A 20,893-nucleotide genomic window follows, 5' to 3' on the forward strand; every position below is an offset into this window, starting at 1 on the left:
CGAAATCCATGTCACCGAAATACCATCTCTCCGAGGATCGCAAAAAGGAGAGCTGAAATGTGCGGCGCTTGCCCCAACAATGCCCTGTCTCGTCGGAAACTGTTTCAAGGCGGGCTCGGACTACTCGCCGCGGCATCGCTGCCGCTGGCAGCCCATGCGCAGGCGAAAGAGCCGAGCGATACGCCCGAGGCGGCGCTCGACAAGCTGATGCAGGGCAATGCGCGCTATGTCGGCAACGAACTACGCGAGCGTGATTTCTCGTCCGGCCGGGTTGCCCGGACGCAAAGCCAATCGCCCTTCGCCGCGATCCTGGGCTGCGCCGATTCCCGGATCGCGCCGGAACTGGCGTTCGACCAGGGGCCGGGCAGTCTGTTCGTCGTTCGCGTCGCGGGCAATTTCGTCACGCAGGACGGGCTCGCCAGTCTCGAATACGGCGCCGCGGTGCTCGGCACCAAGGTGATCATGGTGCTCGGCCACAGCAATTGCGGCGCGGTCAACGCCACGATCGGCGCGCTGCAGAAGGGCAATGACCTGCCCGGTCACATCGGCGATCTGGTGCGCGCGATGAAGCCCGGGATCGAGCCCGCCCTCAAGCAGGCCGGCGACGACCTGCCGCAGCGAGCGGTAATCGCGAACGTCCGCAGCAATGTGCAGCAGTTGCAGCAATCGAAGCCGATCCTGGCGGACATGGTCTCGGCCGGCAAACTGAAAGTCGTCGGCGGCGTCTATGATCTGGCCAGCGGCAAGGTCACGCTGGTGTAACTTCGGCGACAAGCCCCTCGCCTCTCCGGCGCGATCCGGCGCGCGTCGGATGGCGGCGCTATCGTGCGTCCATCCGCCACGTGTCGATCGACGCGACATCGGGGCGCGTGCAATCCGGCGATGGTTGGGCTTCCGCTCGCCTTCGCCCCAGCGTAGAGGTGCCCTGGCCCGGCAACTGCCGTGGCCGAGGGATCAGCGATGCAACTGCGATTTGTCGGCTGTGGCGATGCGCTCGGCTCCGGCGGCCGGCTCAACACCTGCTTCCACGTCGCGGGAGAGCGCGTCAACTTCCTGATCGACTGCGGCGCGACATCGTTGCCCGCGCTGAAGCGCTACGGCATTTCGCGCGATGCGCTCGACCTGGTGCTGATCACCCACTTTCACGGCGACCATTTCGGTGGCCTGCCGTTTCTGCTGCTCGATGCGAAATCCGCCAAGCGCAAGCGACCGCTGGTGATCGCCGGGCCGCCCGGCATCGACATCCGCCTGACGCGGGTGATGGAGGCGCTGTTCGAACATTCCTCGGCGACCCAGCCGACGTTCGATCTGCAGGTGATCGCGCTCGACCCGACCGTGCCGCGGACCTTCGGCGCAGTGACGGCGACGCCGTTTCCGGTGATCCACGGCGATTCCGGCGGGCCATTCTATGCCTATCGCATCGAAGCCGAAGGCCGCACGCTGGCCTATAGCGGCGACACGCAATGGACCGATACGCTGGTCGCCGCGGCGCACGACGCCGATCTGTTCATCGCCGAGGCCTACACCTACGACCGCAATGTGAAGAACCATCTCAGCCTGAAGGCGCTCGAGACCCACCTGCCCGAGATCAATCCGAAGCGGCTGATCCTCACCCATATGGGCGACGATGTGCTGCACAAGCTCGACACCGTCCCGCATATGGCCGCGAGCGACGGACTGATCGTGGAGTTGTAGTCATTCCGGGGCGCGCCGCAGGCGCGAACCCGGAATCTCGAGATGCTCTGCTCGTATCAGACTCCGGGTTCGCCGCTCCGCGGCGCCCCGGAATGACGACGATCTGACAGCCCTTACACCGGCCACTCTTCCGCGGTGATGGTCGGCGCGTCGGCACCGACGATTTCGGAAAGCGAGTCACGCCCGGTGCGCAGCAGCGTCGAGGCGAGATCGGCCTTGATGCTGTCGACGAGGCCGAGGCCCTTGTAGATCAGCGCCGAATACAGCTGCACCAGGCTGGCGCCGGCGCGGATCTTGGTCAGCGCCGCGCCGCCGGAATCGATGCCGCCGACGCCGATCAGCGGAAATGCGCCCTCGGCCCGGACATAGGTCTCCGCCACCATCCGGGTCGACAGCCGGAACAGCGGCCGGCCGCTGAGGCCGCCCTGCTCGTTCAGCCGCGTCCGTTCGCGCAGCATCGGGGAGCGCGACAGCGTGGTGTTGGCGACGATCATGCCGTCGACCCGGCGCGAGCGGGCGATGTGCACCACGTCGTCGAGTTCACTGAGCGTGAGGTCGGGCGCAATCTTCAGCAGCACAGGAGTGTCGCCGGCGCTGGCGCGGACCCGTTCGCGGGCCTCGATCACCCGCGCCAGCAGATCGTCGAGCGCCGCCGCCTGCTGCAGATTGCGCAGGCCCGGCGTATTCGGCGACGACACGTTGACGGTGAAATAGCTCGCCACCGGCGCAAAGGTCTCGATCAGCGACACGTAGTCGGCGACGCGATCGGTGCTGTCCTTGTTGGCGCCGACATTGACGCCGACGATGCCGCCCTGCTGCGCCCGCGCCGCAAGCCGGCGTAGCACGGCCTCGGCGCCGTCATTGTTGAAGCCCATCCGGTTGATGATAGCCTCGTCGCGCTCCAGCCGGAACAACCGCGGCCGCGGATTGCCGGCCTGCGGCTTCGGCGTCACCGTGCCGATCTCGACGAAGCCGAAGCCGAGCCGCAGCAGCGCATCCGGCGCTTCGGCATTCTTGTCGAAACCGGCGGCGATGCCGACCGGATTGGGGAAGTTCAGCCCGAAGGCGCGCACCGCGAGCTTGGAATCGTCCGGGCGCGGCTTCACCTGCGGCAGCAGCCGCAACCCCTGGATGGCGAGGCGGTGGGCGTCTTCGGCGTCGAGCAGACGCAGCAGCGGGAGCGAGAACGCGTCGAAGGCGCGGATCACAGCGCGACCTCCGTGAGATCGTGGCGACCGTCGGCAAAGGTTGCGATGTCGCGAATGCCAGTGACGGCGCCGAGATGGAGTTCGCCGTAGAGATGCGGAAACAGCTCGCCGCCACGCGACGGCTCCCAACGCAGCGCCGGCCCCAGCCCTTCCGCATCGACCGCGATCAGCTTCAGGCCGGTCTGGCCGGCAAAATGCCTGGCGAGCGTCCCCGCCAATTGCTCCGCGGTGGAGAAATGGATGAAGCCATCACGGCCGTCGTCGGCGCTGCCACGGTAGACGCCGGCCTCCTCGGCCTCACGCCATGCCGAGGCGTCACAGATCTTGTAAATCGTGCGCAAAGGCCCGGATTCCCGTTGCGGCTGGTTGTTGTAGCGGATCGATCATGCAACCCGCGACCGCCGGCAACCGAAACAACATCCGCGGAAACAATACTTTGCGTACGTCCTGATCGCAGAACAGGCCCCCCAGAGCGGACCGGCGCGCGTTCGGTTGCCTGGAAATCGTCCGGGCTCGGCATTGACCGTATCGGTGGCCTCGGTGCACTGCAAGCGCCGCGTTTTTGTCGCAAGACGGGATTGCGGAACGCCGCGCGTTGAGGTAATAATTCCTAGTTGTCAAGCTTTTTCTGCCGCCCGGCCGCGCCGGGCTTCGCCAGGGGGTGGCCGCGATGCAAATGCTGACGCACGACCAGATCTGGACCGCACTCGACCGATTGGCCGAGCGCTCGGGCCTTTCTCCTTCCGGACTCGCCAAGAAGTCCGGTCTCGATCCGACCACCTTCAACAAGTCCAAGCGGATCACCAATGACGGCCGTGAGCGCTGGCCATCGACCGAATCGGTAGCGAAGGCGCTCGCCGCCACCAACACGGCGATCGACACCTTCGTGCAGCTCATCACCGATCGGCCGCGGGTGGTGCAGTCGGTGCCGTTGCTCGGTCTCGCCCAGGCCGGTGCCGGTGGCTTCTTCGACGACGGCGGATTTCCGGCCGGCAAGGGCTGGGACGAAATCGGCCTTCCGTCGATCAACGACGAGCACGCCTATGCGCTGGAAATCTCCGGCGAATCGATGAAGCCGGCCTATCGCGACGGCGACATCATCGTGGTGTCTCCAGGCACTGCAATCCGGCGCGGCGACCGCGTGGTGGTCAAGACCACCAGCGGCGAGGTGATGGTGAAGGAGCTGAAGCGCCGCACCACTAAAATCGTGGAACTCGCCTCCCTGAATCCCAGCCATCCGGACCGGACGCTGGCACCGGCGGACGTCGAGTGGATCGCACGCATCGTCTGGGCCAGCCAGTAACCAACTGTAAGTCCTAGCTGTTCGTCGGGACTTCACAAAGTTCCCGGGGTGACGGATGATGGAACCCATCCTCATCCCGGAGCACAGACCGATGGACCGTCGCGCTATCCTCAAGGCCTTCGCGGGCCTCGCCCTTTGTCCGCTTTGCGCCAGCGCCGGCGTTGCCGGGGAAGGCGGGCATCATTGGGGCTATGAAGGCGACGGCGGACCGGCGAAGTGGGGCGAGCTCGATCCGGCCAACCAGTTCTGCAGTGTCGGCGTGCAGCAATCGCCGATCGATATCGGCACGACGATCGGAGCCAATCTGTACCCGATCGAGATCCGTTGGGCGGACACGGCCGACACCATCGTCAACAACGGCCACACCATCCAGCTCAACGTCGCCGAAGGCAGTCACCTGAAGCTCGGCGGCGTGACCTTCAAGCTGGTTCAGTTCCATTTCCATCATCCGAGCGAGCATCTGATCGACGGCAAGAACTTCCCGATGGAAGTGCACTTCGTTCATCGCGCGGATTCCGGCACGCTCGGCGTGGTCGGCGTTCTGATGCAGCCCGGCAAGGCCAACGCCGCCTTCAGCAAGATCGTCGCGACAATGCCGCAGAGCGAGGGACCGGCGAAAAAGGCCGACCCGGCGATCGATCCGAACGCGCTGCTGCCGGAGACCCGCAACTATTACCGCTACGAAGGCTCGCTGACGACGCCGCCATGCTCCGAGATCGTCGACTGGATGGTGCTGGCGAGTCCGATCACCGTGGCGGCCGACGACATCGCCGCCTTCGCCAAGCTGTATCCGATGAATGCGCGGCCGGTGCAGAAGGACAACCGCCGCTTCGTGCTGCAGTCGAACTGAGCGACCGCAACGCGCATCGCAGATACAAAAAGACCCGAGCCGCTGTCCGGCTCGGGTCTTTTCGCTGAACTCTGAACGTGGTTGCTGCTGTGGTCAGCCGCCGCTCGCCGGGGTTGCATCGGCGGTGACCGGCGCCAGGGTGACGTCGTCGACCAGCGAGGACGACAGCGACGGCACTTGCGCGCCGTTGGTCGCGCGCGTGACGGCGAGCCGCGCCTTGGTGAAAGCGGCTTCGGCGCTGACGACGCGAGACGAGATCGAGCCGAGCAGCGCCCCGACGAGGATGCTGTTCTGGCCGTCGCCGTCCTCGGCGACCTTGCCGGGCGTCGACGATGACAGCACCAGCGCGTTGGCCGGCGCATTGATCGGCGCAAGACCATGCGAATAGGCACGGAAGCGGCGCTCATAGGGATTGCGGCGCGAGGCGTCGACGATCGCGAGCTTGGCTTGCACGCCGCGCTCCTGCATCGCGCCGAGCACGGATTCGATGCTGATACCGGTGCGGCGGACATCGGCCTCGTTCCAGATCCGGGCGTCGACCGGGATCATGTAGCTCTCGCGGCCGGACTGGATGCCATAGCCGCCGAAGAACAGCACGACGGTGGAATCCTTGGTGACGCGGGACTTCATCCGCTCGATCGCCTGGAGCAGATCGTCGCGGTTGGCATCCTCGATCATGTCGACGTCGAAACCCTCGCGACGCAACGCTCCGCTGAGCGCGCGCGCATCGTTGATCGGTTGCACCATCGGCTGCGACGCATCCGGATAGCGGCCGTTGCCGATCACCAGCGCAAAACGCGACGCGGCCGGGCCGGAGCCGTCGATCCGGGCGACATCCTTGCTGCCGTTCGGATCGCCGACGCGCTTGTTCAGCGCGGCATGCGCCCCGATCGCCAGCGACACCACGCCGATCAAAGCGGCGATGGTGGTGATCGAGCGGCGCGACAGGCCGGGTACACGAAACGTCATCTCAGTCTTCCTTATCCACGCGACATCGTTCGCGCCGGAGACATTTGTCTGTGAAGGATGAACCAATCCAGTGCGGGAAAATTGCGCTCAATTTGCGGCATCGCACCATAAGAAAGCATTAGCTGTTTCAAGGCTTTCGGGCAACCCCACAATCTGGCGACCGTATAACCCGAAGGCACTTCCCTTCCTAGACCACGGATTTTCTTGGAACCGATCACGTCTCATCAGCCAATATTGCACGGCGTGACTTTGTGCCCCGGGGCTAATCTTGCGATCCAGCGTTAGTCTTGGACAGGCCTTGGAACGCAAGATCATCCGGGACGCTGCTTTGGTCGTCGGAGCCGGATCTTCCGTTCAGCAGATTCTGGAGCCAGACCGCAAACCGCCAGGGCTGTTCGCCCCGCCGGCCGCCGATTTGTCAATCGGACCGATCCGTGCGAGTTCTCAATGGCTTGACGGTTCGGAACGGCGGGACGAAGGCATGGACAAGTTGAAGATGGCCGGCGCGGCCTACCGCGCGCTGACCGCCCGCAAACAGGCGCCGTCGCTCTACGACCTGTGCGACCCGGTCTTCCTCGGCCGCAAGCACGGGGATCCGCACATCGCTAAATTCTACCGGACGGCGCTCGGCAATCCGGCGCTGCGCCCCTTGTTGCGCAAGGCCGGCCTGCCGGAGCTGAATGACCCGGTCCGGTTCCGCGCCATCCGCGACGCGTTGATCGCGGCGCGAGACGAGGCCGATCCGGATTGGACCGCGATCGGCCGTCCGATCGCCGAACTGATCGACAGCGTCCAATTGCAGCATCCGCGCCCGCCTGCCTCCATCGCGCCGACCCAAATGCCTCGGCTCGCCGACATCGACAGCGCGATCCGGGCCACGAGCGACCATCTGCTGCGGTCGTGGGAACACAACGGCTTCATTCCGACCTACGCCGCCTTCAACCTGATCGGCGATCCGGATTTCGGCAGCCCGGCGTTCCTCGCGGCGCTCACCGGGCTGAATGCGCGCAGCTACAAGAATTCGACGCTGCTGTTCAATCTGGCGCGGGTGTTCATCGCCCGATCGCCGGCCGCGGGATTGATCAACCCGCCGTGGCGCGGCATCGCCGAGCCGATCTGGGCGCCGGTGCAAATCCGGCATCGCTCGGCCTATTACGACGCCTTCTACGTCGAAGCGCTGCTGAGCTTCATCGAAACCGGACTCGGCACGCCCGAAGACGTTCGGGCGGCCCGCCGGATCGTCGCCGACATGGTCCAGTTCTGCATCGAGACCAGCCGCGAACGCGTGCGGTCGGCGGAGGGCGAGAGCTTCGATGTGATCACGGCGCTGGCGCCGCCGCCGCATCCTCGCTTCAGCCGTTTCTTCACCCAGATCAAGCAGAACCTCGGCTTCGGCGTCTACGTCCCCGACTGCGACACCACCGCCTGCGCGATCTCGGCCGCCACCCAGGCCAATTCCACCGATCCGATCCTGGACCGGCCGCTGATCGATTTCTACGCTGGCTATCAGGTGCGAGCCGGAGCCAACGAACCGCTGGTCACCGTCCCGCTCAACGACAACGTCGACTATGAGGGCGGCATCGCCACCTGGATCGACAGCATTTCCGGCGAGCGGCCGTTCGGCAACGACCTCGATCCGACGCTCAATCTCGACGTGCTCGAAGTCAGCTTCCGCAACTGCGCGCGCTGGGCCATCGTCGAGACGCCGTCGCGCCTGGACACGGTGCGACGGATCGTCGATTTCCAGCGCCGGCTGGTGGCGAGCGGCGCCTTCGCCGAGCCGAAATCGCACGTCTACTATCTGCCCGAACTGTATTGCGCCTATTTCGGCCGCTGCTACGCCTCCTTCCGCGCCCTCGACGAAGGTGCCAGACGCGCGATCGATCCTGACGGCGTGTTCGAATTCATCCGCGAGCGCGTCCTGGCCTATGTCGCGGACGAACTGGTGGCGAAGGAGATGAACGTGTTCGACGCCGCGCTGGCGCTGATCGCGCTCGGCCATCTCGACGGCGACCTCGCGCACTTCACGCCGGCGCTGCATTGCGTCCTCAATCACCTCGGCGAGGGCGGGCGGCGCGGCCCGTTCAAGGCCTATGAATGGAATAAGATGAAAACCCCGACCCGCATCCTGGTCGGCGGACCGGAGGTCACCTCGGCCTTCGTGCTGATGGGGCTGGCGCTGGCGCGCAAGGCGATCCTGCAGCGCCCACGCAACGGCTGAAGCAGAGCCGACGGACTCTCGCGCCGAGTTGAAGCCTCTGTCCGCGCATCGCGCTGGCCCGACCGTCAAATAACCATCACAATCGGCAGACCTTGCTCCATCGACCCGGCACGCTGGCGCACCAGCCGTGAACATCCCGATCGAGATCGGCCAACCCATGCTGAAGACCTTCCTGCTTCCGCTCTGTCTCGTCCTGCTGTTGCCGGTGACGGCGCAGGCTGCCGACGTCACCGGCGTTCCGAAGATCCGCGACGGCGATCATGTCACGATCGGCGGCGCCCGTATCCGGCTGGCGGGCATCGACGCGCCTTCACTCGATCAGCTGTGCCTCAACCCCAAGGGCGAGCGATGGACCTGCGGCGTCGCCGCGCGCGACGCGCTGGCGGCCCACGTCGGCGGCAAGAGCTGGACCTGCCGCGTTACGCGCACGGAGAAGAACGGCCTTTCGATCGCGAAATGCGAGGTCGACGGCGAGGACATCCAGCAATGGATGGTCAAGAACGGCTGGGCGCTGTCTTACGTTCGCGTCGCGCGCACCTATGACGCCGACGAGAAACTGGCGCGCGCGGCACGCGCCGGATTGTGGCAGGGCGCGTTCATCGCGCCGTGGGACTGGCGGGTGCGCAACAGCAAGACCGCCGTTCTCGGCGCGACCAGGCCGCCGAAGAATGCGCGCCGAATTCTGCTCGCCTCGGCCTCCGGCCCCGTCGCGCCGTCACCAGACTGCACCATCAAGGGCAACGTCAACACGGCGGGCGAGTGCATCTATCACAAGCCGACCAGCCGCTGGTATGCCAAGATCAAGATGACGATCAGCAAGGGGACGCGCTGGTTCTGCTCGGTCGAAGAAGCCGAAGCCGCCGGCTGCCGCGAGACCCGACGCTGACCCGGCCCACTCGCGCCCTGGTCGCTTGAATTCGATCGCGCGCGGCGGCAAGGTTCCGCAGCATTTCAATCTCCAGAGGACAGCATCATGGCCGTCAGCGCCGGACGGGAATTCCTCGCGATTCCCGGCCCCACCAATATGCCCGACGAGGTGCTGCAGGCGATGCATCGCCCGGCGCTCGACATCTATTCGAGGCAGATGGTGGAGCTCAGCGACAGCTTGCTGAGCGACCTCAGCCGGCTGTTTGCGACGAAAGGCAAGTCCTACATCTACATCGCCAACGGCCACGGGGCCTGGGAGGCGGTGATCAGCAACGTGCTGTCGCGCGGCGACAAGGTGCTGGTGCTGGAGAGCGGCCGCTTCGCGCTGGGCTGGGGCAATGCCGCGCAGGCGATGGGCTGCGAGGTCGAGGTGCTGAAGGGCGACTGGCGTCGTGCGGTGCGGCCCGACGAGGTCGAGGAGCGGCTGCGCCGCGACAAGGACCACAGCATCAAGGCGATCATGGTGGTGCAGGTCGATACCGCATCGAGCGCCTATAACGATATCGAAGCGATCGGGCGCGCGATCAAGGCCGCAGGGCATCCGGCGCTGTTCATGGTCGACGCCGTCGCCTCGCTCGGCTGCATGCCGTTCGCGATGGACAAATGGGGCATCGACGTCGCGATGTCCGGTTCGCAGAAGGGCCTGATGTCGCCGCCCGGCCTCGGCTTCGTCGCGGTCGGCGATCGCGCCCGCGCGGCGCACCAGACCGCCGGCCTGCGCACGCCGTATTGGGACTGGACCCAGCGCGACGGGCCGGAGCATTACCAGAAATATGCCGGCACCGCGCCGGTGCATCTGCTGTTCGCGCTGCGCAAGGCGCTCGACATGCTGTTCGAAGAAGGGCTGGACAACACCTTCACACGCCACCGGCTGCTCGCCGAAGCGGTGCGCCGCGCCGTCGCGGTGTGGTCCGAAGGCCAGGTGTTCAGCTTCAATATCGCCGATGCCGCCGAGCGCGCCGACACGGTGACCACGGTGCGCGCCGCCGAGGGCCACGACCTGTTCGCGCTGCACCGCTATTGCAAGGACAAATGCGGCGTGGTGCTGGGCGTCGGCATCGGCGAACTGCAGAACCGCGCCTTCCGCATCGCCCATATGGGCCACGTCAACGCCCCGATGCTGCTCGGCACGCTCGGCGTCGTGGAAATGGCGCTGGCCGCCCTCGACATCCCGCACCGCAAAGGCGGCGTCGCCGCCGCGATCGGCTATCTGGCCGAAAGCGTGCCGGCGTAGATTCCGAAGGAAGTTCGGCCTGCTGACTCGCCCCGCGCACGGCAGGCTCCCTCGCCCCGCTCTTGCGGGGAGAGGGGTGGGGTGAGGGGCGACGCGCGTCGCGAACTCTCGACCTTGTCGAGACGCCCCCTCACCCGGATCACCGCTACGCGGTGATCCGGCCTCTCCCCGCGAGCGGGGAGAGGTTACTAAGCCCTCTTCTTTACTGCTTCAACCGGAACGCGCCGTCGCGGATCTCGATCAGGAATGCGGAGCGCTCGTCATAGCCGTTATGGTTGTCGGGCGTCATATTCGACAGGCCGTTGTTGAGCGCGAGGTCCTTCGACTTCTCGATCTGGTCGCGGATCGCGGCGCGGAATTCCGGCGTGCCGGGCTTGGCAGCCTTGAGCGCCGCGGGAATCGCGTTCTCGACCAGCGTCATCGAATCCCACAGATGTACGCCGAAAATGGTCGGCGCCGCGCCGCCATTGGCGGCCTTGTAGGCGTCGACGAAGCGCGCCTTGACCTTGCGGAACGGACTGTCGGCCGGCATATCCTCGGCGCCCGAGAACGCCTCGCCGGCGAAGATCGCGCCTTCGACGTCCTTGCCGCCGAGCTTGATGAATTCCTCGGTGGCGACGCCGTGGGTCTGATAGATCGCCCCCTTGAAGCCGCGCTCGCGCAGCGCCTTCTGAGGCAGCACCGCCGGCGTTCCGGCAGAGGCGATGAACACCGCGTCGGGCTTGGTGGCGATGATCTTCAGCACCTGGCCGGTGACGCTGGCATCGCTGCGCGCATAGACCTCGTGGGTGGTGAGTTCGAAGCCGAGCTTGGGCGCCGCGGCGGCGAGCACCTTGTAATAGCCTTCGCCGTAGGCGTCGGAGAAGCCGATATAGCCGACCTTCTTGGCGCCGGTCTTGGCGATGTATTTGCCGATCGCCTCCGCCATGATGTCGTCGTTCGGCACCACCTTGTAGACCCATTTGCGCCGCTCATCCATCGGCGCGACCAGGATCGCGGCCGCCGCCATCGTCATCAGCGGCGTCTTGGCTTCGGCGGCGATGTCGATCAGCGGCAGGCTCACCGGGGTCAGCGACGAGCCGATCAGCACGTCGACCTTCTCTTCCGACAGCAGCTTGCGGGCATTCTGCGCCGCCTTGGTCGGATCGGATTCGTCGTCCAGCGCGAAGTAGGTCACTTTCTCGCCGCCGATTTCCTTGGGCAGCGCCGCCACCGTCTTGGATTGCGGCTGGCCGAGCGCGGCGCCGGGGCCGGACGCGCTCATGGTGATGCCGATCTTGATCTCGGCCTGCGCCGCAGTCACACCGGCCAGCATCGTCGCCAGCGCGACGATCAGAGTCTTGGTCTGTTGCATTGACGTCCTCCTCCGTTGGTTCTTCTTTGGTAATCGTCGTGTCGTCAGTACTCGTGCCCGCCGAGGCCGAGATAGCTTTCGACCAGTCTCGGATCCTGGGCGATGTCCGCCGGAGAGCCCTGCTTGGTGATGGCGCCGAGCTCCATGACGTAGGCGTAGTCCGCGACTTCCAGCGCGGCGCGGGCATTCTGCTCGACCAGCAGGATCGACACGCCGGTCGTGCGCAGATCGGTGAGAATGTGGAACACGTCGCGCACAATTCGCGGCGCCAGCCCGAGGCTCGGCTCGTCCAGCATCAGCAGCGTCGGCCGCGCCATCAACGCCCGCCCCATCGCCAGCATCTGCCGTTCGCCGCCGGACAGCGTGCCGGCGAGTTGCACACGTCGCTCCTTCAGCCGCGGCAGCCGGCTATAGATCTCCTCGATCGTTGTCTTGCGCTCTGCGCGGCTCCTGCGAAAGCCACCGAGCAGCAGATTGTCCTCGACCGCCATGTCGGCGAACAGCTCGCGCCGCTCCGGTACGAGACAAAGTCCCGCCTTGACCCGCGATTCCAGCATGACGCTGCTGACGTCCTCACCGCGGAAGCCGATCCGGCCGCGCGCTTTCAGCAGGCCCATGATGGCGTTGAGCAGGGTGGTCTTGCCGGCGCCATTGGCGCCGATCACGGTCACCAGCGCACCTTGCTCGACCTTGAGCGAAACGTCGTGCACCACCTCGGCGCGGCCATACGCGACGCTGACGTTCTGCACGTCGAGGAGGGCCGCGGTCACGACACGCCTCCGAGATAGGCCTCGAGTACGGCGGGGTCCTGACGGATCGCCACAGGCGCCCCCTCGGCGATCTTGGTGCCGAAATCGAGCACCACGAGCCGATCGGCGAGACTCATGACGAAGTCCATGTCGTGCTCGACCAGCAGCACACTCATGCCTTCGCTGCGGACCTCGCGCAGCAGCTTGGCCAGCGCCTTCTTCTCGCCGACACGCAGCCCCGCGGCCGGCTCGTCGAGCAGCAGCAGCACCGGCTCGAGGCACAGCGCACGCGCGACCTCGACGAGGCGAAGCTGCCCGAGCGCCAGCGTACCCGCCGGCTCGTACGCGACATCGGCGAGGCCGACCCGCGCCAGCGCGCGCATCGCACTGTCGAGCAACAGCGCCTCCTCGGCGCGATCGAGCCGAAGGATCGCGCGCAGCACACCCGCCCGGCCGCGCAAATGCGCGCCGAGCGCGACGTTCTCGATCACGCTCATGTCGGCGACGATCTCGACATGCTGGAAAGTACGGCCGAGCCCGAGCGTTGCCGCGCGCTGCGGCGTCTGCGCCTGCAACGGATGACCCTCGAACGCGATCCGCCCCGATGTCAGCGGCAACACGCCGGTGATCAAGTTGAAGGTGGTACTCTTGCCGGCGCCGTTCGGCCCGATCAGGCCGATGATCCGGCCGCTGTCGACCTCGAAGTTCACATCGTTGACCGCCACCAGGCCGCCGAAACTCTTGCGCGCCTGATCGGCCTGCAGCAGCTTCGTGCCGGGCGCTGGCAGTGCACGGGTCGGCAGGCGGTCCCCCTCGTCCGGCGGCGGCAGTTTCGGGGCCGGCGGCGGACCGAACAGGATCGGCCACAGCCCGCCGGGCGCGGTCTGCAGCAGCAGCACCAGCACCGCGCCGAAAGCGATGATCTCGAAATTGCCGGTGTGGCCGAGCAGCCGGGGCAACCAATCCTGCAACTGATCGCGCAGGAAGGTGATGCCAGCCGCGCCGAGGATCGCGCCGTAGACGCGCCCCGCGCCGCCGAGCACGGCCATCAGCAGATATTCGGTTCCGGCGGTGATGCCGAAAGGGCCCGGCGACACCGAGCGCTGGAAATGCGCGTAGAGCCAGCCGGCGAGACCCGCCAGCATCGCCGCATAGACGAACACCATCAGCTTGGCGCCGGCGGTGTTGACGCCGAACGCCTCGGCGGCGCGCGTCGAGCGCCGCAGCGCCCGCACTGCACGGCCGACCCGGCCGCTCAGCAGATTCTGCGTGGCGATCACCGCCAGCACCACGGCGATCCACACCACGACGAAATAATCGCGCGGCGCGATCAGGGCGTAGTCGCCGATCTTCAGCGCCGGGATTCCCGGCAGGCCGTCATGGGCGCCGAGCCAGCTCAGATTGCCGAACAGATAGAAGAACGCGATGCCCCAGGCGATGGTGCCGAGCGGCAGATAGTGACCGGACAGGCGCACCGTGATCGCGCCGACCGCCAGCGCCGCCACCATGGTGACGAGGATCGAAGCCGGCAGCGTCAGCCAGGGCGAAATGCCGTAATACACGGTCAGCACGCCGGTGGTGTAGGCGCCGAAGCCGACGAACGCCGCTTGGCCGAACGAGGTCATGCCGCCGACGCCGGTGAGCAGAACCAGACCGATCGCCACCAGGCTGGAGATGCCGATATAGTTGAACAGCGTGATCCAGTAGTCCGGCATCAGCCCGCTGAACGGAAGGATCAGGAGAGCGACGGCAATCGCCGCGCTGACGAGCCGGGGCGCGGGGAGCTTCATTCCGATTCCTCGGCATGCGGTGCCACGATCGAACGCCAGGCGAGCACCGGAATGATCAGCGTGAACACCAGAACTTCCTTGAAATTGCTGGCCCAGAACGAAAACAGCGCCTCTGCAAATCCCACCGTGAGCGCCGCCAGCACCGTCAGCGGATAGCTCACCAGCCCGCCGAGGATGGCGGCGACGAACGCCTTCAGCCCGATCAGGAAGCCGGAATCATAAGCCACCGTCATCAGAGGCCCGACCAGCGCGCCCGACACCGCGCCGATTAGCGCGGCGAGGGCGAAGGCGATCTGCCCCGCCGCCGAAATCGGGATGCCGACAAGCCGCGCGCCGGTCCGGTTCGACGAGCACGCCTTGAGAGCCTTGCCGAGCAACGTCCGGCCGAAGAACAAGGCGAACATCGCCAGCAGCACGGCGGTCACCACCAGCACCGCGACGCTCTGGCCTGTGATCAGCAATTCGCCCAGCGAAAAGGATTGCGACGACAGCGGCGTGGTGCCGGTGCCTTCCGGACCGAAGAACAACAGCCCCAGCCCCATCAGCGAGAAATGCACGCCGAACGACGCCATCAGCAGCACCAGCACACTGGCATGCGCGATCGGCTCGAACGCGATGCGGTACAGCATCGGGCCCATCGGCATGATCAGGGCGATCGCAAGCAGGATGCTGCCGACCTGCCCGATCTTCATCGGCGCCAGAGCCTGCGTGAGCAGCAGCAGCGCGACCGGCAGCGCCAGGTCGAACAGCATGATCCGGGCGACGCGGCGCAGCGTCAGATCGCGAAAATGGCGGATCAGCTCGGACGCGGCCGCGAGACATCCGAGCGCCAGCAGCAGCCACGGCGTCGCCGGCGCGACGCCGTTCTCCAGCGCCGCGATGGTCAACGCGGTGAACGCGACGAATTCGCCCTGCGGCACCAGGATGACGCGCGTCACCGCGAACACCAGCACCAGCGCAATGGCGACCAACGCATAGACCGCACCGTTGATGATGCCGTCCTGCAAGAGAAACAGGAATATCGTGGTGTCCACGCGTCCTCCCCCGGCGCGACCCGGGCACTTGAACGGCCCGGTTTTCGCTGCGGCAGGTAAAATTCACCAACCGCTCGTTTAATTCAAGGGGGTCGTGATGCGGAAGCCGTCAAAGATCGACGCCGTGCAGCAATAGACCGCGCGGTCCCCCGACGCGCGGCATCGGAGGCTTAACGCACCGGGCAAGAGCGAAACATCCCTACGTTGGGACCAAGGCCGCCCGCCGCATCCAGTGCAGCAGGATGATGCTGCCGGCGACCGAGCCTGCGATCACCGACAATGCGACCAGGAACGCGAATTGCCCGGAGATCGCATGGTCGAGCGAAAAATACAGCGAGCCGATCGCAGCGATACCGGCGGCCGAGGAAATCTGCGTGGCGGTGCCGTACAGGCCGGAGCCGGAGCCGGCGCTGGCCGCCTGTACCGTCGACAACACTGCGCCGGACAACGGCGCCATCACCAGGCCCTGACCGTAGCCGACCACGATCAGCACCAGCGCCAGCACGAACGGCGTCGGCGCCTCGATCATGGCGACCGTCAGCGCGACCAGAGCGAGACCTGCGATCTGCAGCAGGCAGCCCTCGATCAGCACCAGGGTGCCACGGCGCCGTGCCCGCGCGCCGGAATGCCGGGCCGCAATCACGAAGGCCAACGCCAATGGCAGGAACACCAGGCCGGCTGGAAGCGGCGGGATCTCGAGCACCATCTGCATGTAAAGCGTCACCACCAGATAGAATGACTGGTTGGCGAAGAAGAAGCAGAACACCGCGCCGAGGCCGCGCATGAAAGCGGAGTCGGCGAGTAGCGCCAGATCGATCAGCGGCATCCCGCCGCGCGCCGCAACACCGCGTTCGTAGCGCAGGAAAATCAGCACGATGGCGACGCCGGCGGCCATCACCACCCAGATCCAGCCCGCCCAGTCGACTTCGCGGCCGAACAGCAGCGGGCCGATCACGCACAGCAAGCCGGTGAACAGGATCACCGCGCCCGGCAGATCGAGCCTCGTGCCCGGCCGGCGCGGCGCCTGCGGCACCACCCACGCCGCCGCGGCGAAGATGATCAGCCCGACCGGACCATTGACGAAGAAGATCGCGCGCCAGCCGTAGCCGCCGAGATCGAGCGTCACCAATAGCCCGCCGAGCGCGAAGCCGGCGGCGCCGGCGAGCCCGAGCACAATTCCGTAGATCGCGAAAGCCTTGGCGCGGGCGGCGTCCGGAAACAGCACGTGCAGCGTCGCCAGCACCTGCGGCACCATCAGCGCCGCGGTGGTGCCCTGCGCGAGCCGCGCCAGGATCAGTTCGGTGCCGGAGCGCGCCAGCCCGCACCACAGCGAAGTCAACGTGAAGCCGATCACACCGGCGAGGAATACCGTCTTGGTGCCGTAGATATCGCCGAGCCGGCCGCCGGTGACGATCAGTGTCGCATAGCCGATCAGATAGATCGCGATCACCGCCTCGAGCTGTGACGACGAGGCGTTCAGCTCGACGGAGATCGTCGGAATCGCGACGTTGACGATGAAGGAATCGACGCCGAACATGAACTGCGCGGCGACCACGATCGCCAGCACCCGCCAGCGGCGCGAAGAAGCCGTGGTGACGGCGAGGGTCTGATCCATGGCGACGATCCTGGGCAAACGGCTGCGGAAGCCGGAGCGTCGCAGCCCGTCGTCATCGGGTCGATTACCCGGCAGGTAACCGGAATGAATGGGGACATCGTCGCCATCGGGCGGCGATCGGAAAATGCAAACAGCTCGAAAACAGCGTCACGAAACGGCCCGCAGGTCGCTCCGCAGAAATGGATGTGACTAATCTGACGAAGCCGCCGGCCATCTGTCAACGACCTTTCCCCGTCATTGCGTACGAAACGAAGCAATCCAGCGCCTCGGTACTCGGCGCTGCTGGATTGCTTCGTCGTTCGCTCTCGCAATAAGGGGGGCGAACAATGGTCAGCAAAAAGGCCCCGGTGTGATCTGGGGCCTTCGCTCTCTCATGCTGCAATGCGGTCGGTGCCGGCGCATCAACCCCACGGGCCGCGCGCGCGGGGCTCGCCGCTGCCGCGCGGCGCACCGCTCCACGGCCCGCGCGGTGACGGGGTCGGCCGGCCGAAGCTCGCGCCACCGCCGCCGATCTCACCGGCCAGCCGCTGCAATGCAGCGACCCGGTTTGCGGTCGCTGGATGGGTCGAGAACAGATTGTCCATGCCCTGACCCGACAGCGGGTTGATGATGAACATATGCGCGGTCGCCGGCGCCCGCTCGGCCTCGTAGTTCGGCACCTGATGCGCAGCGTTTTCAATCCGGCCGAGCGCGGAAGCGAGCCACATCGGCTGGCCGCAGATCCGCGCGCCCATTTCGTCCGCGGCGTATTCACGGGTCCGGCTGATCGCCATCTGCACCAACATGGCGCCCAGCGGTGCCAGGATCATCAGTGCAATCGAGCCGATCAGGCCCGGGCCGTTGTTGTTCTCGCGGTTGCCGCCGAAGAACATGCCGAACTGCGCCACCATCGAGATCGCACCGGCGATCGTCGCGGTGATGGTCATCAGCAGCGTGTCGTGGTTCTTGATGTGCGCGAGCTCGTGCGCCACCACGCCGGCGAGTTCCTCGCGGCTGAGCGACTGCATCAGGCCGGTGGTGACGGCGACCGCGGCGTTCTCCGGATTGCGGCCGGTCGCGAACGCGTTCGGCTGCGGGTTGTCCATGATGAACACGCGCGGCATCGGCAGGCCGGCGCGACCCGCCAGCTCGGCGACCATCCGCACCAGGTCCGGCGCGGAGCGTTCGTCGACCTGCTGCGCGCCGTACATCGACAGCACCATCCGGTCGGAATTCCAGTAGGTGAAGATGTTCATCGCCGCAGCGACGACCAGCGCGATCATCGCGCCGCTGGCGCCGCCGATCAGGTAGCCGACGCCCATGAACAGCGCGGTCATACCGGCGAGCAACATCGCGGTTTTGAAGTAACTCATGGTCCTCCTCCTGCGTCCCGCTCCGGTAGAGCAGGTCACGCATCCGTGAGATGGTAACTCTTTGGTTTCGAACAAGATCGTCTTGTGCGGCAGCGCGTCGCGGCTTGCCGCGGCAAAGCGATCGCCAGCCGCGTCGCGGACCGATCGCCCCTGCGCCGGTCGACGTTCTCGCCGGCAAACAGCGGCATCATGACTGGGTGCCTGCCGAGTTAGCGCTTGCCAAGCCGATCACCCGCCTCCTATTTTCAGTTGCAACAGGCCGCAAGACGGAGGTCCACCTCCGCGAAGGCTGTCCGGAAACGCCGAGGGAACTCCATGTCGATCCAGGTCGCGGATTCGTCGCTCGTTGCCACGCTGGCGCCGCCGCCGCGCAGTGCGCTCGCCCATATTCCCGGGGACGAAGGCTGGCCGATCATCGGTCGCACCCTGCACGTGCTCGCGGACCCGAAGGGGCAGGTCGAGATGATGGGCCGGCTGTACGGCCCGGTGTATCGCAGCCGGGTGCTGGGCGAGACCAGCATCACCCTGCTCGGGCCGGAGGCCAACGAGCTGGTGCTGTTCGACAACACCAAACTGTTCTCCTCGACCCATGGCTGGGGATCGATTCTCGGACTGCTGTTTCCACGCGGACTGATGATGCTGGATTTCGACGAGCACCGGCTGCACCGCAAGGCGCTGTCGGTGGCGTTCAAGGCCGGGCCGATGCAGTCCTACCTCGCCGAACTCAACTCGGGCATCGCACGTCAGGTGGCGCAGTGGCGGGCGCAGCCCGGCGAGATGCTGTGCTATCCGGCGATGAAGCAACTCACCCTCGATCTCGCCGCGACCTCGTTCCTCGGAACCGCGATCGGCGCCGAGACCGCCGAGGTCAACGCCGCCTTCGTCGACATGGTCGCGGCCTCGGTCGCGCCGATCCGCAAGCCCTGGCCCGGCACCGCGATGGCACGCGGCGTCCGCGGCCGCCAGCGCATCGTCGCCTACTTCTCCGAACAGATCCCGATCCGCCGCGCCGAGGGCGGCGACGACCTGTTTTCACATCTGTGCCGTGCCACCCACGACGACGGCGCATTGCTGTCGACGCAGGACATCGTCGACCATATGAGCTTCCTGATGATGGCGGCGCACGACACGCTGACGTCGTCGCTGACGTCGTTCGTCGCGGCGCTCGCCGCGGCTCCGGAATGGCAGCGACGGCTGTGCGAAGAAATCGGCGGCCTCGGGCTGAAGCCGGGCGAGCCGATCGCGTTCGAGCAGCTCGACGCGCTGCCGCTGACCGAGATGGCATTCAAGGAGGCGATGCGGCTGCGGCCGCCGGTGCCGTCGCTGCCACGCCGCGCCACCCGCGAATTCAGCTTCAAGGGCTACACCATTCCGGCCGGCACAATGGTGGCGATCAATCCGCTGTACACGCACCACATGCCGGAGATCTGGCCCGCCCCGGACAGATTCGATCCGCTGCGCTTCACCGACGAGGCGCAGCGTGGCCGCCACCGCTTCGCCTGGGTCGCCTATGGCGGCGGCGCGCATATGTGCCTCGGGTTGAACTTCGCCTACATGCAGGCGAAGTGCTTCGCGGTGCACCTGCTGCAGAACCTCAGCCTCGACCTGCCGCCGAACTATCAATCGTCGTGGCAGATGTGGCCGATCCCGAAGCCGAAAGACGGCCTGCGGGTGCGGATCGCGCCCCTGCAGTAGCGCGCAATCACGACGGCTCACCCCTCGCCGTGATCGAACGCCTTGCGCAGCGCGACGTAGCCCTGCTGTTGCTGCGTCCAGTTGCGGCCGCCGGTGATGCCGCCGTCGATCACCAGGTCGTGGCCGTTGATGAAGCCCGACTCGTCGCTGGCGAGAAACACCGCGGCGTGCGCGATGTCTTCGGGTAGTCCTGCACGCTGGATCGGCTGCGCGGTCTTGTAGATTTCGCGCATCGTCGCCGAGGTTTTCTCCGCGGCCTCGGTGGTCAGGCCGAGCGCCTTGCCGAAGATGCCGGTCGCGATCGCACCGGGCGAGATCGAATTGACCCGGACGCCGGACTCGCCGAGCTCCATCGCGACGCATTTTGTGAGATGGATCACCGCCGCCTTGGCGGCGCCGTACACCAGCGATGACGAGAAGCCGGCGAGCCGGCCGGCGATGCTGCCGTTGTTGATGATCGAGCCCGAGCCCTGTTTCTTCATGTGCGGCGCGGCATGCTTCATGCCGAGCATCACGCTGCGCACCAGCGTCGCCATCGCAGCATCGAACCGGTCGGCCTCGAGGCCTTCGATGCCGCCGGTCTGCGCCGGGCCGCCGGCATTGTTGAACAGGCAATCGATCCGGCCGAAGGAGTCGATCGCCTGGCCGATCAGCGCCTTCATCTGATCCTCTGCGGTGACGTCGGTCTGCCTGAAAATGCAGGACGGCCCGAGCTTTGCCGCCAGCGCCTCTCCCTCCGGGGCACGCCGGCCGGCGATCACGACGTGAGCACCCTCGGCGACGAAGACCTCGGCCGTGCGCAGACCAATCCCGCTGGTCGCGCCGGTGATCACCGCGACCTTGCCGTTCAGCCGTCCCATCGTCTCGTCTCCCCTGTTGCGGCGCAGTTTCCACTGC

The 20,893-nt window shown here is 66.3% G+C and carries 18 protein-coding genes; 8 read left to right on the forward strand and 10 right to left on the reverse strand.

Annotated elements, in window-relative coordinates; genetic code table 11:
- The first annotated feature begins 57 nt into the window (after positions 1–57).
- Both RPB_RS23255 and RPB_RS23260 read left to right on the forward strand, forming a co-directional pair.
- Positions 58–762 carry a carbonic anhydrase gene (locus RPB_RS23255; protein ID WP_011443485.1) on the forward strand — a complete coding sequence of 235 codons (705 nt, stop codon included), beginning with the start codon at positions 58–60 and terminating at the stop codon, positions 760–762.
- A 198-nt stretch (positions 763–960) separates the two neighbouring features.
- A complete protein-coding gene (locus RPB_RS23260; protein ID WP_011443486.1) occupies positions 961–1,695 on the forward strand; it encodes an MBL fold metallo-hydrolase in 735 nt (244 codons plus the stop codon).
- 113 nt (positions 1,696–1,808) lie between these two features.
- On the opposite strand, the gene RPB_RS23265 is transcribed toward RPB_RS23260, so the two are convergent.
- Positions 1,809–2,903 carry a quinone-dependent dihydroorotate dehydrogenase gene (locus RPB_RS23265; protein ID WP_011443487.1) on the reverse strand — a complete coding sequence of 365 codons (1,095 nt, stop codon included), beginning with the start codon at positions 2,901–2,903 and terminating at the stop codon, positions 1,809–1,811.
- A complete protein-coding gene (locus tag RPB_RS23270) occupies positions 2,900–3,244 on the reverse strand; it encodes a DUF952 domain-containing protein (protein WP_011443488.1) in 345 nt (114 codons plus the stop codon). The genes RPB_RS23265 and RPB_RS23270 overlap by 4 nt, the downstream gene beginning before the upstream one ends.
- A 329-nt stretch (positions 3,245–3,573) precedes the next feature.
- Here RPB_RS23270 and RPB_RS23275 point away from each other — a divergent pair, with 329 nt between their 5' ends.
- Positions 3,574–4,206 (forward strand): S24 family peptidase, encoded by a 633-nt coding sequence (locus RPB_RS23275; protein ID WP_011443489.1) that lies wholly within the window; start codon positions 3,574–3,576, stop codon positions 4,204–4,206.
- A gap of 91 nt (positions 4,207–4,297) precedes the next feature.
- Positions 4,298–5,056, forward strand: a complete 759-nt coding sequence (locus RPB_RS23280; RefSeq protein WP_041798451.1) for a carbonic anhydrase — start codon at positions 4,298–4,300, stop codon at positions 5,054–5,056.
- A gap of 93 nt (positions 5,057–5,149) precedes the next feature.
- Here the strand turns inward: RPB_RS23280 and RPB_RS23285 are convergent, their stop codons facing one another.
- Positions 5,150–6,025 carry a caspase family protein gene (locus RPB_RS23285; RefSeq protein ID WP_011443491.1) on the reverse strand — a complete coding sequence of 292 codons (876 nt, stop codon included), beginning with the start codon at positions 6,023–6,025 and terminating at the stop codon, positions 5,150–5,152.
- A gap of 481 nt (positions 6,026–6,506) precedes the next feature.
- On the opposite strand from RPB_RS23285, the gene RPB_RS23290 reads away from it, so the two are divergent.
- From RPB_RS23290 to RPB_RS23300, 3 genes are all read left to right on the forward strand, one after another.
- Positions 6,507–8,246: a hypothetical protein gene (locus RPB_RS23290; RefSeq protein ID WP_011443492.1), complete on the forward strand. Its 1,740-nt coding sequence runs from the start codon at positions 6,507–6,509 to the stop codon at positions 8,244–8,246.
- A 157-nt stretch (positions 8,247–8,403) separates the two neighbouring features.
- Positions 8,404–9,132, forward strand: coding sequence for a thermonuclease family protein (locus RPB_RS23295; RefSeq protein ID WP_011443493.1), 729 nt, complete (start codon positions 8,404–8,406; stop codon positions 9,130–9,132).
- 87 nt (positions 9,133–9,219) lie between these two features.
- A complete protein-coding gene (locus tag RPB_RS23300) occupies positions 9,220–10,407 on the forward strand; it encodes a pyridoxal-phosphate-dependent aminotransferase family protein (RefSeq protein WP_011443494.1) in 1,188 nt (395 codons plus the stop codon).
- A gap of 202 nt (positions 10,408–10,609) precedes the next feature.
- On the opposite strand, the gene RPB_RS23305 is transcribed toward RPB_RS23300, so the two are convergent.
- From RPB_RS23305 to htpX, 6 genes are all read right to left on the reverse strand, one after another.
- On the reverse strand, positions 10,610–11,761 hold the full coding sequence (locus RPB_RS23305; RefSeq protein ID WP_011443495.1) for an ABC transporter substrate-binding protein: 1,152 nt from the start codon (positions 11,759–11,761) through the stop codon (positions 10,610–10,612).
- Positions 11,762–11,805: 44 nt separating this feature from the next.
- Positions 11,806–12,531, reverse strand: a complete 726-nt coding sequence (locus RPB_RS23310) for an ABC transporter ATP-binding protein (RefSeq protein WP_011443496.1) — start codon at positions 12,529–12,531, stop codon at positions 11,806–11,808.
- Complete coding sequence (locus tag RPB_RS23315) at positions 12,528–14,300, reverse strand: branched-chain amino acid ABC transporter ATP-binding protein/permease (RefSeq protein ID WP_011443497.1); 1,773 nt, start codon at positions 14,298–14,300, stop codon at positions 12,528–12,530. Before RPB_RS23315 ends, RPB_RS23310 begins: the two co-directional genes overlap by 4 nt.
- Positions 14,297–15,334 (reverse strand): branched-chain amino acid ABC transporter permease, encoded by a 1,038-nt coding sequence (locus RPB_RS23320; protein WP_011443498.1) that lies wholly within the window; start codon positions 15,332–15,334, stop codon positions 14,297–14,299. The genes RPB_RS23315 and RPB_RS23320 overlap by 4 nt, the downstream gene beginning before the upstream one ends.
- A gap of 199 nt (positions 15,335–15,533) precedes the next feature.
- Complete coding sequence (locus RPB_RS23325) at positions 15,534–16,949, reverse strand: MFS transporter (RefSeq protein ID WP_011443499.1); 1,416 nt, start codon at positions 16,947–16,949, stop codon at positions 15,534–15,536.
- 401 nt (positions 16,950–17,350) lie between these two features.
- Positions 17,351–18,301 (reverse strand): zinc metalloprotease HtpX, encoded by a 951-nt coding sequence (gene htpX, locus RPB_RS23330; RefSeq protein WP_011443500.1) that lies wholly within the window; start codon positions 18,299–18,301, stop codon positions 17,351–17,353.
- A 315-nt stretch (positions 18,302–18,616) separates the two neighbouring features.
- Between htpX and RPB_RS23335 the strand changes: the two genes are divergently transcribed.
- Positions 18,617–19,996 carry a cytochrome P450 gene (locus RPB_RS23335; protein ID WP_011443501.1) on the forward strand — a complete coding sequence of 460 codons (1,380 nt, stop codon included), beginning with the start codon at positions 18,617–18,619 and terminating at the stop codon, positions 19,994–19,996.
- A gap of 17 nt (positions 19,997–20,013) precedes the next feature.
- Here RPB_RS23335 and RPB_RS23340 read toward each other — a convergent pair whose 3' ends face one another.
- The gene (locus RPB_RS23340; RefSeq protein WP_011443502.1) at positions 20,014–20,856 is read right to left on the reverse strand and encodes an SDR family NAD(P)-dependent oxidoreductase; all 843 of its coding nucleotides are present in this window, start codon (positions 20,854–20,856) and stop codon (positions 20,014–20,016) included.
- Positions 20,857–20,893: the final 37 nt, after the last annotated feature.

Origin of the sequence: Rhodopseudomonas palustris HaA2, assembly GCF_000013365.1 — a bacterium.
Taxonomy (GTDB): Bacteria; Pseudomonadota; Alphaproteobacteria; order Rhizobiales; family Xanthobacteraceae; genus Rhodopseudomonas; species Rhodopseudomonas palustris_J.